The organism is Mesorhizobium sp. 2RAF45 (genome assembly GCF_052115225.1).
GTDB lineage: Bacteria > Pseudomonadota > Alphaproteobacteria > Rhizobiales > Rhizobiaceae > Mesorhizobium > Mesorhizobium jarvisii.
Genome location: NZ_JBFRGG010000003.1, coordinates 364,016 through 379,126, shown reverse-complemented (window position 1 = coordinate 379,126; position 15,111 = coordinate 364,016). Strand labels below are relative to the sequence as shown.

The window sequence follows — 15,111 nt, the reverse complement described above, 5'->3', positions numbered from 1 at the left end:
TCGAAAAGCTCTCCCGACATCTGCGATGCCGGGAGACAGGGTCATGGTCACTGGATGTTACTTCGCCCCGGCGGCTTCCGCAGCGGTGATCTCTACCCAGTCGGGCGTGATCGGCAGCGTCAGGCCGGGCGCCTGGTCCGGGAAGGCATTTTCGCCAATGGCGATCTTGATCATCTTGGTGCCCGGATAGAGCTTGGACTCGAAGGGATCGGTGGTGACGAAATCGCCCTTGACCGAGACGGAACGCTCGGCCGGCTTCTTGCCGGTGTCGAGAATGTCGACCGCCAGCTTGATCGCTTCCGAGGAGAGGTAGGCCGGGTTGGAGCCCAGGATGCACTTGGCGCCTTGCGTCTGCGCGCAGGTGACGGCGGCGACATTGTAGGAGAAGCCGACGACCGGGACGATCGGCCGGCCGGCATCCTTCAGCGCCTGGATGGCGCCCGAGCCATAGCCTTGCGTCATGATGCCGTCGATCTTCGGATTGGCGGCGAGCAGCGCCGCGACACCCGACTGTTCCGGTCCGAGCGCATAGTTGCCGTTGTAGTAGCCGACGACCTTGATGTCGGGATATTTGGCCAGCACCTTCTCATAGCCCCCCTGCAGCTGCGCCGAGATCGGCGCGCCGGCGAGGCCGCGGTCGAGGATGATGTTGCCCTTGCCGCCGAGCTGCGTGGCCATCCACTCGGCCATGACGGAGGGGATGCGGTCCCAGTCGGAAGCGACGGCATAGGCGCAGGGTTCGGTCACCACCTGGTCGAAGGAGATGACGACGATGCCGGCGTCGCAGGCCTTCTTGATGGTCGGATTCAAGGCCGAGTCCGAACCGGCATCGACGAGGATGGCGTCCGGCTTCTGGCGGATGATGTTGTTCAGCGAGTTGATCTGCGCCTGGACGGTGTTCTCGACATTCTCGATCTTGAGGTCGACGCGGCCCTTCAGCGGCCCTTTGTTGACCGAGACGGTGGCGACGCGCTCCATCTGTTGGCGCCAGTCATTGCCGACGAAATTGTTCGAAAGATAGATGGTGTAGGGCTTCTTGTCCTCGGCGTGGCCAGTCTGCATGCCGGCAGCCATCATGGTGGCGGCAAAAGCTGCCAAGCCGATGTTACGGCTCAATGATTTCATGATTTTCTCCTCCCGTTTTTCGTTTCGCGCCCGATGCGGCGCATTGCAATTCACCAACTCAGGTTCCCGAGGCCTCCTTGGGGGTGATCTCCACCCAGCTCGGCGACACCGGCAAGGAAAGTCCCGGCGCGAGATCGGGAAATACGGTCTTGCCGAGCTCGATCTTCACCGCCGAGGAATTCGGCGCATATTTGGCATCGACCATATCCGTGGTCAGGCCGGGCGAATTGAACAGCACGGTGGTGTCGGCTGGCTTCTTGCCAGTGTCCAGTATGTCGACCGCGAGCTTGATCGCTTCGGCCGACAGCGACGGCGGATTGGCGCCGAGCCAGCATTTGGCGCCCTTGGTCTGCGCGCAAGTTACGCCGGTGCCGTTGAAGGCGGCGGCGACGATCGGCACCATCGGCCGGTCGGCATTCTGCAGCGCCTTGATGGCGCCTGTACCGTAGCCCTGCGAGAAGATGCCGTCGACTTCCGGATGCGCGGCGAGCAGGCTGGCGACGCCTTCCTGTTCGGGGCCGGCGGCATAGTTGCCGTTGAAATAGCCGACGATCTCGATGCCGGGATATTTCTTCAGCACGGCACCAAAGTTCTTCTCGAACTGTTCCGAGATCGGCGCACCGGCGAGGCCGCGATCCATGAAGACCTTGCCCTTGCCGCCGAGGATGGAAGCCATCCACTCGGCCTGGTTGTTGGCCATGATGTCGAAATCGGAATGCATCTTGTAGGCGCATTCGGCAGACACGGTCTGGTCGAAGCTGACGACGATGATACCGGCGTCGCAGGCCTTCTTGATGGTGGGATTGAGCGCCTCGGCCGACGACGCATCGATGAGGATGGCGGCCGGTTTCTGGCGGATGATGTTGTTCAGCGAATTGATCTGCGCCTGAACGGTGTTCTCGGCATTTTCGATCTTGAGGTCGACGCGACCCTTCAGCGGCCCCTTGTTGACGGCGACATTGGCGACGCGTTCCATCTGCTGGCGCCAGTCATTGCCGACGAAATTGTTCGAGAGATAGATGGTGTACGGTTTCTGGGTCGCGGTATGGCCCGGCATCGCAGCCATCGACGCTGCGAACCCGGCAAGCGCCACGAAGCAGGCGCTCAAGCTCGTTAGTTTCATGGTCTTCCTCCCTGTATTTCCTGCCCAGCCGGTGATGGACTGCGCCATCTTAGTCGGATGAAGACGACAAATTGATACCGGTACCAATCGCTGTTGTCAATTTGCCCAGACTTCCCAAAGGCTGCGTCCGCGAGCCGAATTCGCAGGAGTTCTTCTCTTGCGACGTCTCCCGTGGCCGGCACTTCAGCCTAGCTATCATGCTATTATAATTTTATGGACCTGTCTATGCGACGTCAGCAGAAAATCCCGCCTCCGGCGCGCTTCAGGACAGGTCGTTCGGTGCGTCGTAAGTGATGCTGAAGATATCGGCGGGGTGGCGGGCGACGGAGAATTCGATGCTGCGCTGGTCCGCCGACTGGTAGAGCATCTCTACCGTCAGCACCGGACTGCCGAGCGTTATGCCAAGGTCGGCGGCAACCGCCTCGTCGGCGATCTCGGCGCGCACCGTGACATGCGCCACGTCGAGCCGCAGGCCGAGATGTTGCTGCACCGAACGGAAGATCAGCACGTCCGAAAAATCCTCCCGCTTCAGGCGCGCGCCGATGTCGGGCGGGAAATAGGTGGTGATCTGCGCCTTGCGCTGTTCGCCGATCGACAGCACGCTGCGCAGGCAATAGCCGGCCTCGTCCTTGCCCATGCCGAAATGCCGCTGGAGCACGGGCGAAACCTCCTTGCGGTAGGATTTCACCGTCAGCTCGGCATCCTTGGTGAAGGCCGCCATGTCGGCGAAATTCTTGAACTTCCAGCTCAGATTGACCGAGGGGCTGCGCGCCGCGACCACGGCAGGCTTGGCCGAGCGCTTGCGGATCAGCCCGTCGGCTTCGAGATCGCGCAGCGCCTGGCGAACCGTGATCAGGCTGACGCCGAAATGCTCGGCAATGGTCGCTTCCTTCGGCAGTTCGCCGCCGACGGGGAAGGTGCCGTTGCCGATCGGTTCGCGCAGAATGTCGGCGAGCTGGCGGTAAAGCGGCCCGTTGGCGCGGCCGAGCGTGCGCCTGGGAAGACTGTCTATGGTGGGGTGGTCCATGTGCCTCGTCGCGTCTGTGTCGAAGCTTTTATAATAGCTTCCTGGGCCCGAGGCTAGGCAAGGCTGTTGACGATCAACCGTCTCAGACAAAGAGCCGAAGCGGCTGTTCGATCACCGATTTCAGGGTCGCGAGCCATGCGGCAGCGGTAGCCTCGTCAACACTTGCCGCATCTATCGTCAGCAGGCATTCAGCATGGCCGCCCGGCGTGTCGGGCGAAACGGTCAGGCGCATGGCACGGCCCGGCAGAAGCGGCGTCATCACCGGCCTGATGTCGCTCGCCGGCAGCAGCCGCAGAGATAGGGTCGCTGGCGTTTCCGTCCCATCCCGGCTGTCGGCCAATGCCGCAAGCCGCATGGCGCGCAGCGATGTCAGCGGCATCTCGGGAATCACTGCGAATACGGTTTGCCGACCCGCCAGTTCCAGCGCCACGCAAGCGCCACCTAACCTAGCTGCCTCCGGCATCTCGACAAATGCGCGACCGGCGGCACGCAGCAGCACGTCGTCGATGGCGAACACATGCCCCGAGCTCTCAAGCGCCGCCAGCAGGTCTTGCAGCGAGCCAAGGGCAACGGAGGTGGCAAAGGCGGCGATCCGGGGCGCGGTCGGGGACAGGGGCGCTGCCGCGGGGGCGACTTTTGGCGAGACGACCGGCGCGGCAACCGGAACGAAGGCCTGCACGTCGGCGGCCAGGATGCGGCCGCCCGGGCCGCTGCCGCGAAGTGTTTCGAGCGGCAGGGAACGCTCGCGCGCCAGGCGGCGGGCATAGGGCGAAACCGCCAGCCGGGTCTGCGCCGTCGCGATGTTCATTTCAGATACTCTGAATTCACGCAGTTGGTCAGCCGCCCCTCGGCGAGATAGGCGTGCACCACCTCGATCGATTTCAGCCGGAGGTCGCGCATCGACGCCGGGCTGTAGAAGGCGGCGTGCGGGGTGACGATCAGCCGATTGGCGATCCAAGGTTCTCGGGCGCGCCATGCGGTGAGCAGCGGATGGTCGAGATCGCCGGGCTCGTTCGGCAAGACGTCGAGGCCGGCGCCGGCGACGATGCCCTCGCGCATCGCCGCTTCCAGCGCGTCGAGATCGACGATCGGACCGCGCGCGGTGTTGATGAGGACAAGGCCGGGCTTGGCGGCGGCGAAGGCGGACGCGCCAAGCAGCTTGCGGGTCTCCTCGCTGAGCGGCGTGTGGACGCTTACCACATCCGCCCGCTCCATCAATTCACTGAGCGAATGGACGCGTTCGTAGCCGGTCGACAGGTCGACACCGGAGAGAAGATGCGGGTCATAGAACACCACCTTCATGTCGAAGGCGGCGGCGCGGCGCGCCGTGGCCAGCCCGATACGGCCGAGGCCGACAATGCCGATGGTGGCGCCCTTGTGCCGACGCACCAGCGGCGCCTTGGAAAAATGCCAGCCTCCGGCGCCATGGCCGGAAAGCTCCGCGCCATAGGCCGATGTGCCGCGCGTCAGCGCCAGCATGAGGCCGATGGCGTGGTCGGCGACCTCGGTGGTGCCATAGTCCGGCACGTTGCAGGCCGGAATCTTGCGCGCACCCCAGCCCGCCGTATCGATGTTGTCGAAGCCGACGCCGGAACGCACGGCGATGCGCGCCTTGGGAAAGGCCGATGGCGCGGCCGCGACATTGTGGGTGGGCGAATAGTTGATGACGGCGTCGACCACCTCGCAGACGGCAGGATCGAGTGCGGCTGCCTTGTCGTTGGTCGAGCGGGCGAGGATGAACTCCACATCGAGATAATGCTGCCGCTCGAGTTCGGCCTCGTCGGCGGCTTGCCAGTTGGCGCAAAGGATCTTCATGCTTGCCCTTCGGATTTCCTCGGTACGATGATTATTTCTTGATGCCGCCGATGCGGCCGCCCATCGGCACCACGGCGCCGACCGGCTGATCGATGGTGTTGAGCGTCCCGCTGACCGGTGCCTCGATCTCGACCACGGCCTTGTCGGTCTCGATCTCGGCGATCAGTTCGCCTTCCTTGACCGGATCACCGACCGCCTTCAGCCATTTGACGACAGTGCCTTCGCTGACGGTGAGATCACCGAACGGCATTGTGATCGGCTCGTCGTCGCTGGGAGCGGCAGCCGCTGAAGCGGCGGGCAAAGGTTTGGCTGGAGCAGGCGTTGGTTTAGCCGGCGCAGCGCTTTTCAGGCCGACCGTGTACCAATGGTCCGGCACCGGCGGTTGGCCTGATATGACATCGCGCACGCCCTGGGCGATGCGCGCCGTGTCGACCAGCATGGCGCGCTCCAGTACCGGCGCGAAGGGATGCGAGGTCGGCGCGGTGTGCAGCCTTCCGGGCGGGGCGTCGAGTTCGTCGAAGGCGAGTTCGTTGATGGCCTGGGCGATCTCGCCGCCAAGGCCGCACATCGCCCAGGCTTCGTCGACGATGAGCAGGCGATGGGTCTTTCGCACGCTGGCGACGATGGTGTCGATGTCGAGCGGCATGATGGTGCGGGGATCGATCACCTCCGCCTCGATGCCTTCGGCGGCCAATACATCGGCAGCTTCCAGCGCGCGCTGCACCATCTGGCCGGCGGCAACGATGGTGATGTCGGTGCCGGCCCGCGCGACGCGCGCGACGCCGAAAGGCACGAAATGCTCGCCGACCGGCACCTCGCCCTTGGAGGCGAACAGCGCCTTGGGTTCCAGCATGATGACGGGATCGCCGGCCCTGAGCGCTGTCTTCATCAGGCCCTTGGCGTCGGCAGGGGTCGACGGCACGCAGACGATAAGGCCCGGCATATGGGCAAAGACCGGATGATAGATGCCGCTGTGATGCGGGCCGGAGCTGCGCAGCGCGCCGGCGCCGACGCGCACCACCATCGGCGCGCTCATCAGGCCGCTGGTCATGTAGCGCAGCTTGGCTGCCTGCAGGAAGATCTGGCCGGCGGTCTCAAAGGCGAAGTCGGCGAACATCAGGTCCGATACGGTGCGCGCACCGGTGGCCGAAGCGCCGACGGCGGCGGCGGTGAAACCCTGTTCGGAGATCGGCGTGTCGACCATGCGCTCGGCGCCGAATTCCTGCCAGAGGTTTTTGGTGTGTGCGAAACTGCCGCCACGCTCGCCGGTGCCCTCGCCGAAATAGAGGATCGCCGGATTGGCGCGCATTTCCTCGGCGATGCCGTCGCGCACCGCTTCGAGCCAACCTTGCGTGCGCGTCTCGCCGACGGCGCGCGGCTGTAATGCAGCCGGCGGATTGATCGGATCGGCGAAGACATGCAGGCGCACCGTCGCCGGATCGGGCTCGGGCGACTTGCGGGCGAAGGTCAGCGCCTCCTCGACCACCTTTTCGATCCGCGCCTCTATTGCCGCGAGCGCCTCGGCATCGGCGATGCCATAGTCCTCGATCAACCGCTTGCGGAACATGTCGATGGGATCGCGCTTGACCCAGGCGTCGAGTTCCTCCTGCGTGCGATAGGTGCCGATGACCGGATCGCCCTCATGGTGACCGACGGTGCGGTAGGTTTTGGCCTCGATGAGCGTCGGGCCCTTGCCTGAACGGGCGCGCTCGGTGGCCTCCTTCATCGCCAGCCAGACGGCGAAGACGTCGTTGCCGTCGACCGCGACCCCAGGCATGCCGTAGGAGGCGGCCTTGGTGGCGATCTCTGGGTTCAGCGTGACCGACTTCAACGGCGTCGCGGTGGCGTAGAGGTTGTTCTCGCAGATGAAGACCGCCGGCGCCCGCTGCACGGCAGCGAAGTTGAGCGCCTCGTGGAAGCCGCCATGGTTGGCGGCCCCGTCGCCGAAGAAGGCGACGCCGATGTCGTCGCGGCCCTGCTGGCGGGCGCTCATGCCGATGCCGACGGCATGGCCGATGCCGGCGGCGACGATGCCGTTGGTGCCGAACAGGCCGACCGAACGGTCGTAGAGATGCATGGTGCCGCCACGGCCGCCGCAAATCCCGTCAACCTTGCCGAACAGCTCGGCCATCACCCGGCCGGGATTGGCGCCCTTGGCAAGTGCGTGGCCGTGGCCGCGATGGGTCGATGTGACCCAGTCGGTTGGCCTGAGATGCGCGCAGACGCCGACGCCTGTCGCCTCCTCGCCGATATAGAGATGCAGGAAGCCTGGCGTTTCACCCTTGCGGCAGGCGATCTGGGCGATGCTTTCGAAGCGGCGCAACAGCACCATGCGTTCGAACAGGTCGAGCAGGATTTTTGGATCGGGCAGGTTTGGAGCGCCCTTGAAATCGTCGCGTGCGCGCGCCGCAGACATTGCCACCAAAGCCTCCCTGAAATGCGTCCGACGCCGGGCGGCAGAGCGCCGGCGGCGAGCTTGTCGGCCGCTCGCTTTGGCGCATCATAGATTATAATAGCATAATGTCTACTGGCTTCGGACAAAGCCGTGCGACGGCTAGAGTCTGGTGATCCGAACGGTCGCGTCGGGCCGCTGAAACAGCTCCGGCCGCAGGCTGAGACCCAGCCCCGGCCCTTCGAGCGGCGCGACGTGACCGTCCTTGACCGGCGGAATGTCGGCGACGATCTCGGTATACCAGCCGGTGAAATAGGCGCGCACCGCCTCCTGGTAGTTGACGTTCGGCAAGGTCGCCGACAGCGCGCAGCTGGCGGCATAGACGATCGGCCCGGTGCAATCGTGCAAGGTCACCGGCAGTTCGCTGGCCTCGGCCATGTTGGCGATCTTGCGCGCCTCGGAGAGGCCGCCGCACCAGGCGAGATCGATCATGATCACGCTGGCCGCGCGCTTGTCGATCAGCTGCTTGAACATCTGCCGCGAGGCCAGCCGCTCGCTGGCGGCGATCGGGATCGAGGTATGGCGGGCAAGCTCGGCCATGGCGTCGAGCTCATTGTAGCGGATCGGCTCTTCCAGCCAGGCGACGTCATGGGCTTTCAGCGCCTCGGCAATGCGCAGCACCGGCGGCAAGGTCCACAGGCCGTGCAGCTCGACCATGATTTCCATTTCGCGGCCGACGGCGTCGCGGATTTTCTGGAAAGGCTCCAATGCCTTGTCCAGATCGGCCAGCGAAATGCGGGTGCCGTTCGACGCTTCGGCGGCGATGTCGAACGGCCATATCTTCATCGCGCCGATGCCTTCGGATTTCAGGCTCCTGGCGAGATCGCCGGCATTGTAGCGCCAGGCGAGCAGGTCCTCGTAGGGGCCTTCGTGGGAATCGCCAGGCTTGAGCGACCAGTCCTCGCCCCGCTCGAACAGGGCGTTCTTCTTCGTGGCGCGGACATGCTTGTAGCCGGCGCAGGTGTTGTAGATCGGCACGCTCTTGTGGGTGCGCCCGCCAAGCAGCCGCCAGACCGGCTCGCCAAGCGCCTGGCCATAGATATCCCACAGCGCGATGTTGACGGCGGAGTTGCCGCGCACCTCGGCGCCGGAATCGCGCGCGCCGACATAGACGCTGCCCAGCGTGCGATCATGCAGCTCGATGTCGCGCGGATCCTTGCCCAGCAGATAGGACGCGACATTGTCGTGGATGTAGGCAGCGACCGGCCCCGGCGCCCAGAACGTCTCGCCGGTGCCGATCAGGCCGGCATCGGTGTGGACGCGCAGCCAGAACAGGAAGGGAAACTCCGCCAGCTGCAGCGTTTCGAGCGCGACGACTTTCATCTTCTTCTCCCCATTGCAGCGGACCATACGGTCGATGGGACAATAGCACATCGCCGTTGACAGCCATTTATGGTACCGGTATCAATTCCGTCAAGATGGCCACCGGGAGGGTGTTTTCTTGCCAGCCGAAAATCACAATACGCCCCCACGAAGAACACTCGTCACCGGTGCCGCCGGCGGCCTCGGTCGCGAGGTGGCGATCCAGCTGGCGCGGCGCGGCTGTGTCGTCGCGGTCACCGACATCAATGGCGAGGGCCTGGCCGAGACCGCCAGGCAGATCGGCGAAGCCGGCGCGGAAAGCGAGAGCATCGTCAGCGACTTCACCGGGGAAGGCGTGCCGGAGGCGGCGGTGGAGAAAGTGGTGGCGCGCTGGGGCGGCATCGACATCCTCGTCAACAATGCCGGCTATGGCGTGATCGAGCCCTTCCTCGACGCCACCTTCAAGGCCTGGACGCGCACGCTGGCGCTCAATGTCACCGCATTGGCCATGGCCTGCAAGGCAGCTGGCCGGGTGATGCGCGAGCAGCGTTCGGGGCGCATCATCAACATCACCTCGCCGGGTTCGCGCATGGCGCTGCCCGACTACACCGCCTACACGGCGAGCAAGGCCGGGGTCGATTCCATCACCCGCGCCGCGGCGGTGGCGCTGGCGCCCTATGGTGTGCTGGTCAATAGCCTGGCGCCGGGCATGATGGACACGGACATGCAGCGCTCGACCGAGGTCGACCTCGCCCACGCCAATGGCCGCAGCGACCTGCAGGCCTTCCTCGACGAGCGCACCCGCCGCATCCCGCTCGGCCGCCGCGCCGAGATTGCGGAAGTCGCGGAAGCCGTCGTCTGGCTGTGCCTCGATGCGCCCAAATACATGACCGCCGAGCGGCTCAACATGTCGGGCGGGCTCGACAAGGACTGATCAGATGCTGCGAAACTCCCCACCCGGCAGCGCCGATATCGGCGCGCTCGAACGCAAGGCGATACAATTGCGCCATCACATGCTGACCATGGCGCGCGGCCAGGGCCAGGGCTACATCGGCCAGGGCCTCGGCATCGCCGATGTGCTGGCCGCGCTCTACTTCCACGAACTGCGCTACGACCCGCACAATCTGGCGTGGGCCGACCGCGACCGCTTCCTGTTGTCGACCGGGCATTATTCGATCGCGCTGTGGGCAGCGCTGGCCGAGGCCGGCATCATCCCGGTCGAGGAACTTGCCACCTATGGCGCCGACAACAGCCGGCTGGAGATGTCGACGCTCGACACGACGCCCGGTGTCGAGGTCATCGGCGGCTCGCTCGGCCATGGGCTGGGACAAGGCGTCGGCCAGGCGCTGGGCCTGCGCATCGACAAATCCGAGGCGCGCGTCTTCGTCGAACTGTCCGATGGCGAAATGCAGGAAGGCTCAACCTGGGAAGCGGCGATGTCGGCCAGCCATTTCAAGCTCGACGGGCTGGTGGCGCTGGTCGACTGCAACGGCATCCAGGCCGACGGGCCTGTCGTGCTCGATATGGAGCCGGTGGCCGACAAATGGCGCGCCTTCGGCTGGCAGACATCGGAGATCGACGGCAACGACATGAAGGCGGTGGTCGGCGCACTGGCCGATGCGCGCGAGCGAAACGGCAAGCCGAAGGCGATCGTGCTGCGCACGCTGCCTGGCAAGGGCGTGCCGCGCATCGAAACCTCCGAGAAATCGCATTTCTTCCACATCGATGTGGCGCAATGGGACGGCATCATCGCCGAGTTCGAAAAAACCGTGGGAGCAGCCCAATGAGCGGTGCGGCGACGGAGGCCGGCCGCACGCTGGCCATGGGTCAGGACGAAGCTGTTGGCGGTGGCCGGCAAAGCGTGGAGGCGCCGTTTGGCAAGGCGCTGGCGCGGCTCGGCCAGAACCGTCCCGACATTGTCGGGCTGACCGCCGACCTCGGCAAATACACCGACATCCTGCCGTTCCGCGACGCGTTCCCCGACCGCTTCTTCAATGTCGGCATGGCCGAGCAGAACCTGGTCGCTGTCGCCGCCGGGCTGGCGCGTACCGGCAAGGTGCCGTTCGCCACCACCTATGGCGTGTTCGCGACAAGGCGTGCCTATGATTTCGTCGCCATCGCGCTCGCCCACTCCAACCTTAACGTCAAGATCGTCGCCGGCCTGCCGGGATTGACCACCGGCTATGGCGGCACGCATCAGGCGATCGAGGATCTGGCACTGATGCGCATGATTCCCGGCCTGACCATCATCGACCCCTGCGACGCGACAGAGATCGAGGCGGCGACCGAGGCGATCGCCGAGCGTCACGGGCCGGTTTATATGCGGTTGCTGCGTGGCAACGTGCCTGTGGTATTTGAATCCGGCTATCGTTTCGAAATCGGCAAGGCGCGGCATCTTCGTGACGGTTTCGATGTCGGCATCATCTCGGCCGGCTTCATGACCGAGCGGGCACTGGATGCGGCGGACGCGTTGCGAAAACAAGGCATCTCCGCCGGCGTGCTGCACGTGCCGACCATCAAACCGTTCGATGCCGAGGCGGTGGCCGCGTTCGCAGCCGGCGTCAGCCAGATCGTCACAGCGGAAAACCATGTTGTCGTCGGCGGCCTGGCCAGCCTCGTTGTCGAGACCTTGTTCGACGCCGGCATTGCGAAGAAAGTCACCCGCATCGGCTTGCCCGACCGCTACATCGAATGCGGCGCGGTGCCGACCCTGCAAGCGAAATACGGCCTGACATCAGAGGCCGTCGTCGCCGCGATCATAGCCCTGGGTTAGGACCACCGCATGAAAATCACCGAAATCGAGACCTTTGCCGTCGGCGCCGGCTGGAAGAACTGGCTGTTCGTCAAGGTCCATACCGACAAGGGCATCCATGGGATCGGCGAAGGCACGCTGAACGGCTTCATCAAGACCACCGAAGCCGGCGTGCACGAGCTCAAGCATCTCGCTATCGGCCAGGACCCGCGCCGCATCAATGCGCTGGCCAAGCGCATGCTGGATAGTGTCTCGCTCGACGGCGGCCACATCCATCGCACGGTGATCGCGGCGATCGAGGTTGCCTGCTGGGACATTCTGGGCAAAAGCCTCGGCGTGCCGATCCACCAGTTGCTCGGCGGCCAGGTGCGCGACAGCGTGCTCGGCTACGCCAATGGCTGGTACCGCACCGAGCGCACGCCGGAGGCCTTCCTCGAGGCCGCCAAGGCGGTTCTGACCAAGGGGTTCAAGGCGTTCAAGCTCGATCCGTTCGGCACAGCGCAAGGTTTTATCTCGCGCGAGGAATTGGAGCTTTCCTACGCGATCTGCCGAAACTTGCGGGACGAACTGCCTCGGGATACTCTGATCCTGATCGACGTGCATGCGCGTTTCACCGAGATCGCCGCCCTGCAGGCAGCGCAGAAATTCGCCGATCTCGACATCTTTTGGTGGGAGGAGCCGACCTCGCGCGACCGGCAAGAGACGGTGCACGAAGTGGCGCATCGCTCACCGATCCTCGTGGCGACCGGCGAAATGTACGACACGGTCGGGCAATTCTACACGCTGGCCGCAGGTGGGGGCGTCAACATCTTCCAGCCCGAACCGATGTCGCTCGGCGGTATCGCGCCGTCCATGCAGGTGGCCAACCTCGCGCTTGCCCATGGCAGCCACATCGCCCCGCACCAGAGCGGCGGCCCGGTGGCGACGGCGGTGTGCCTGCAGCTGGCGGCCGCGGTGCCGAACTTCCTCATCCAGGAGCACTTCGACGCTTTCAACGACCCGTGGACGCGCGATCTCGTGACCTGGCACCCGACCGTCGATCCGGACAATGGCCATCTGTCACTGCCCGACGCGCCAGGCCTTGGCATCGATCTCAACATCGAGGCGATCAAGAGCCACCCTTACGATCCCAACGCCTATCTCAACGTCCATGCGGAAGGATGGGAAAAACGGCTCGGGCGGCGGGAAGAAGCGGGGCAGCGTGCTTTCTAATCCGTCACGCGCTTTCGCGATCGACGATCTCGAAGCCGAGGCTGGTGATGGTCGGCACCTTGGTGTCGCCGCCGAGCCGTGCCAGCAATTGCCGCACCGCACGGCGGCCCATCTCGTAGCGGTTGACCTTCACCGTGGTCAGCGGCGGATAGAGCTGCGCGGCGAGATCCATGTCGCCATAGCCGGCGATGGCGATCCTGCCCGGCACCGCCCAGCGCCGGCGGTGGCATTCCTGCACGGCGCCGACCGCGAGCGTGTCGCTGGAAAAGAAGATGGCATCGATATCCCGGTGGCGGGAGGTCAGCGTCACCAGCGCCTCGGCACCGCCCTGCGCGGTGATCGGCACTTCGACCTCCATATCGGCATGGTTCTTGATGCCGAGTTCCGTCAGGGCGGCGTGGTAACCGGTGCGGCGCTGCCGCAGGCGGTCATTGCCGTGGATCGGCGTCGAAACGAAGCCGATGCGCTTGTAGCCCTTGGCCGCCAGATGCATGGTCATGGCATAGGCGGTCTCGAAGTTGGAGACGCCGACCACCATGTCGATCGGCTTGCGGCCCTTGATTTCGGAAATTTCGACCACCGGGGCGCCGCTGCTCTTCAGCAAGGCGCGCGCGGTCTCGCTTTGCACGAAGCTCTGCAGGATCATGCCGACCGGGCGCCAGCCGAGCAGGTTGCGGATCGACTTCTCCTCGGCCTCCTGCGTGAACTCGCCTTGCACCAGGAGCATCGAGTAGCCGCTCTCATGGCATTCGTCGGACATGCCTTGCACCTGTTCGGCAATGCCCGAATTGATCAGCGGCGGCACGACAGTGCCGATCATGCGGCCATTGCCGCGCATGCTGGACGCAAGCCGGTTGGGTACGAAGCCGGCCTGCTCGATGGCTTCCAGCACTTTGGCCCGCGTTTCCGGCGAGACCATGTCGGGATTAGACAGCGCGCGCGACACCGTCATCGGCGCCACACCGACACGCTTGGCGATCTCGCGAACGCCGAGGCGTTGCGGCTTCTTTTCGCCCGCCGGCGGCTTGTCGACCATCACCATGCTCCAAGAAAGCGCTATCCACCAAGGCAATGTCCTGCGGATCACGCGGAAACGTCCATTCATAGCGGTTGCCGAGAGTGCTTTCCAGCGATGGACCCAGCTATGCACCGCCAGAAAATTTCAGCGTTGACAAGTTATAATATTATAATCTTAATGGCCGAGAGGAGCGCGCCAGGATCGGCGCGGGCGCATGGGGCCGGCCGCAAGAGCGGCAACGGTCGCTGCCAGGGAGGTCGGGATGAACAGCGCGGCTGAGGTGAGCGCGCCGCCAAGGGACGCGCGATCGTTCCGGCGGCGACTGATCGGCTTGATTGCCGTCGGTGAGGTCGGCGTGCTGGCGGCCATGGCTTTGCTGATCGCCTTCTTCTGGCTGCTCGAGCCGGCCTTCCTGTCGGAGCGCAACATCCGCGCCATTCTCAACGTCGTCTCCTTTGTCGGCATCATCGCCATCGGCCAGACCATTCTGCTGGTCGCCGGCGAGTTCGACCTGTCGGTCGGTTCGGTGGCCGGACTGTCGGCCGTAGTCGCCGCCAAGCTGATGACCGCGGCCGCCCTGCCGGTGAGCGTCGGCATTCTCGGCGGCATCGGCGTCGGCGCGCTGATCGGCCTCCTCAACGGCTTGATCGTCGTCAGGCTGGGCATCCCCGCCTTCATCCAGACGCTCGGCATGCTGTTCATCGGCCAGGGCCTGATCCAGGTGGTGACGGGCGGCTATCCGGTCTATCCGCTGCCCGAGGCGATCAACACCATTGGCGGCACCGATCTCGCCTTCGGTCTCGGCTGGAGCTTTGCCTTCTTCATCGTCGCCGCCCTCTTTGCCGACTTCGTGCTGCGGCGCACCGTGCTCGGGCGCAACATGTATGCCACCGGCGGCAACAAGGAAGTGGCGCATCTCGTCGGCATCAACACCAGCGCCTACAAGATAGGCGCCTTCATCACCGTCGGCGCGCTGTCGGCGATCGCCGGCATGTTCGTCATGGCCGATCTCGGCAGCGGCGGCACTTCGATCGGCAGCGGCTGGGAACTGACCGTCATCGCTGGCGTCGTGGTCGGCGGCGTCAGCCTGTTCGGCGGCGCCGGCACGGTGGCCGGCGGCGTCGTCGGCATCCTGATGCTGAAAGTGGTGCAGAGCGGCCTCGTCGTCATCGGCGTCAACTCCAACTGGCAGCAGATCGCGGTTGGCGTGATCATGGTCATGGCTGTCGGCCTCGACATAGTGCGCCGCCGCTACTTCATCGCCGGCGCCTGAGAGGCCGCGGAT

General features: G+C 64.9%; 13 protein-coding genes. 5 read left to right on the top strand and 8 right to left on the bottom strand.

Annotation, left to right across the window (positions count from 1 at the left end):
- Nucleotides 1-57: 57 nt before the first annotated feature.
- The 7 genes from AB4Z43_RS11265 to AB4Z43_RS11235 form a co-directional block, all read right to left on the bottom strand.
- Nucleotides 58-1,125, bottom strand: coding sequence for a substrate-binding domain-containing protein (locus AB4Z43_RS11265; RefSeq protein WP_038653674.1), 1,068 nt, complete (start codon nt 1,123-1,125; stop codon nt 58-60).
- Between the two features lie 58 nt (nt 1,126-1,183).
- The gene (locus AB4Z43_RS11260) at nt 1,184-2,248 is read right to left on the bottom strand and encodes a substrate-binding domain-containing protein (RefSeq protein WP_202361079.1); all 1,065 of its coding nucleotides are present in this window, start codon (nt 2,246-2,248) and stop codon (nt 1,184-1,186) included.
- Between the two features lie 262 nt (nt 2,249-2,510).
- Nucleotides 2,511-3,275, bottom strand: a complete 765-nt coding sequence (locus tag AB4Z43_RS11255) for a GntR family transcriptional regulator (protein WP_019862576.1) — start codon at nt 3,273-3,275, stop codon at nt 2,511-2,513.
- Nucleotides 3,276-3,357: 82 nt separating this feature from the next.
- Entirely contained in the window at nt 3,358-4,083 is a 726-nt protein-coding gene (locus AB4Z43_RS11250) for an E3 binding domain-containing protein (RefSeq protein WP_202361080.1), read from the bottom strand.
- Complete coding sequence (locus tag AB4Z43_RS11245; RefSeq protein ID WP_441937451.1) at nt 4,080-5,090, bottom strand: C-terminal binding protein; 1,011 nt, start codon at nt 5,088-5,090, stop codon at nt 4,080-4,082. The genes AB4Z43_RS11250 and AB4Z43_RS11245 overlap by 4 nt, the downstream gene beginning before the upstream one ends.
- Before the next feature lie 31 nt (nt 5,091-5,121).
- Entirely contained in the window at nt 5,122-7,506 is a 2,385-nt protein-coding gene (locus tag AB4Z43_RS11240) for a thiamine pyrophosphate-dependent enzyme (protein ID WP_441937449.1), read from the bottom strand.
- Between the two features lie 138 nt (nt 7,507-7,644).
- Complete coding sequence (locus AB4Z43_RS11235) at nt 7,645-8,865, bottom strand: mandelate racemase/muconate lactonizing enzyme family protein (protein WP_441937447.1); 1,221 nt, start codon at nt 8,863-8,865, stop codon at nt 7,645-7,647.
- A gap of 118 nt (nt 8,866-8,983) precedes the next feature.
- Here AB4Z43_RS11235 and AB4Z43_RS11230 point away from each other — a divergent pair, with 118 nt between their 5' ends.
- Genes AB4Z43_RS11230 through AB4Z43_RS11215 form a run of 4 tightly spaced genes read left to right on the top strand, consistent with a single transcriptional unit; the run spans nt 8,984 to nt 12,808 of the window.
- Nucleotides 8,984-9,778 carry an SDR family NAD(P)-dependent oxidoreductase gene (locus tag AB4Z43_RS11230; protein WP_441937445.1) on the top strand — a complete coding sequence of 265 codons (795 nt, stop codon included), beginning with the start codon at nt 8,984-8,986 and terminating at the stop codon, nt 9,776-9,778.
- A 4-nt stretch (nt 9,779-9,782) separates the two neighbouring features.
- Nucleotides 9,783-10,631 (top strand): transketolase, encoded by an 849-nt coding sequence (locus tag AB4Z43_RS11225; protein WP_441937443.1) that lies wholly within the window; start codon nt 9,783-9,785, stop codon nt 10,629-10,631.
- On the top strand, nt 10,628-11,617 hold the full coding sequence (locus AB4Z43_RS11220; protein WP_441937441.1) for a transketolase family protein: 990 nt from the start codon (nt 10,628-10,630) through the stop codon (nt 11,615-11,617). The genes AB4Z43_RS11225 and AB4Z43_RS11220 overlap by 4 nt, the downstream gene beginning before the upstream one ends.
- A gap of 9 nt (nt 11,618-11,626) precedes the next feature.
- Nucleotides 11,627-12,808 (top strand): mandelate racemase/muconate lactonizing enzyme family protein, encoded by a 1,182-nt coding sequence (locus AB4Z43_RS11215; protein ID WP_441937439.1) that lies wholly within the window; start codon nt 11,627-11,629, stop codon nt 12,806-12,808.
- Between the two features lie 4 nt (nt 12,809-12,812).
- Here AB4Z43_RS11215 and AB4Z43_RS11210 read toward each other — a convergent pair whose 3' ends face one another.
- Nucleotides 12,813-13,844, bottom strand: a complete 1,032-nt coding sequence (locus AB4Z43_RS11210) for a LacI family DNA-binding transcriptional regulator (RefSeq protein ID WP_027047628.1) — start codon at nt 13,842-13,844, stop codon at nt 12,813-12,815.
- A 244-nt stretch (nt 13,845-14,088) separates the two neighbouring features.
- Between AB4Z43_RS11210 and AB4Z43_RS11205 the strand changes: the two genes are divergently transcribed.
- The gene (locus AB4Z43_RS11205; protein ID WP_202361085.1) at nt 14,089-15,099 is read left to right on the top strand and encodes an ABC transporter permease; all 1,011 of its coding nucleotides are present in this window, start codon (nt 14,089-14,091) and stop codon (nt 15,097-15,099) included.
- Nucleotides 15,100-15,111 lie beyond the last annotated feature (12 nt).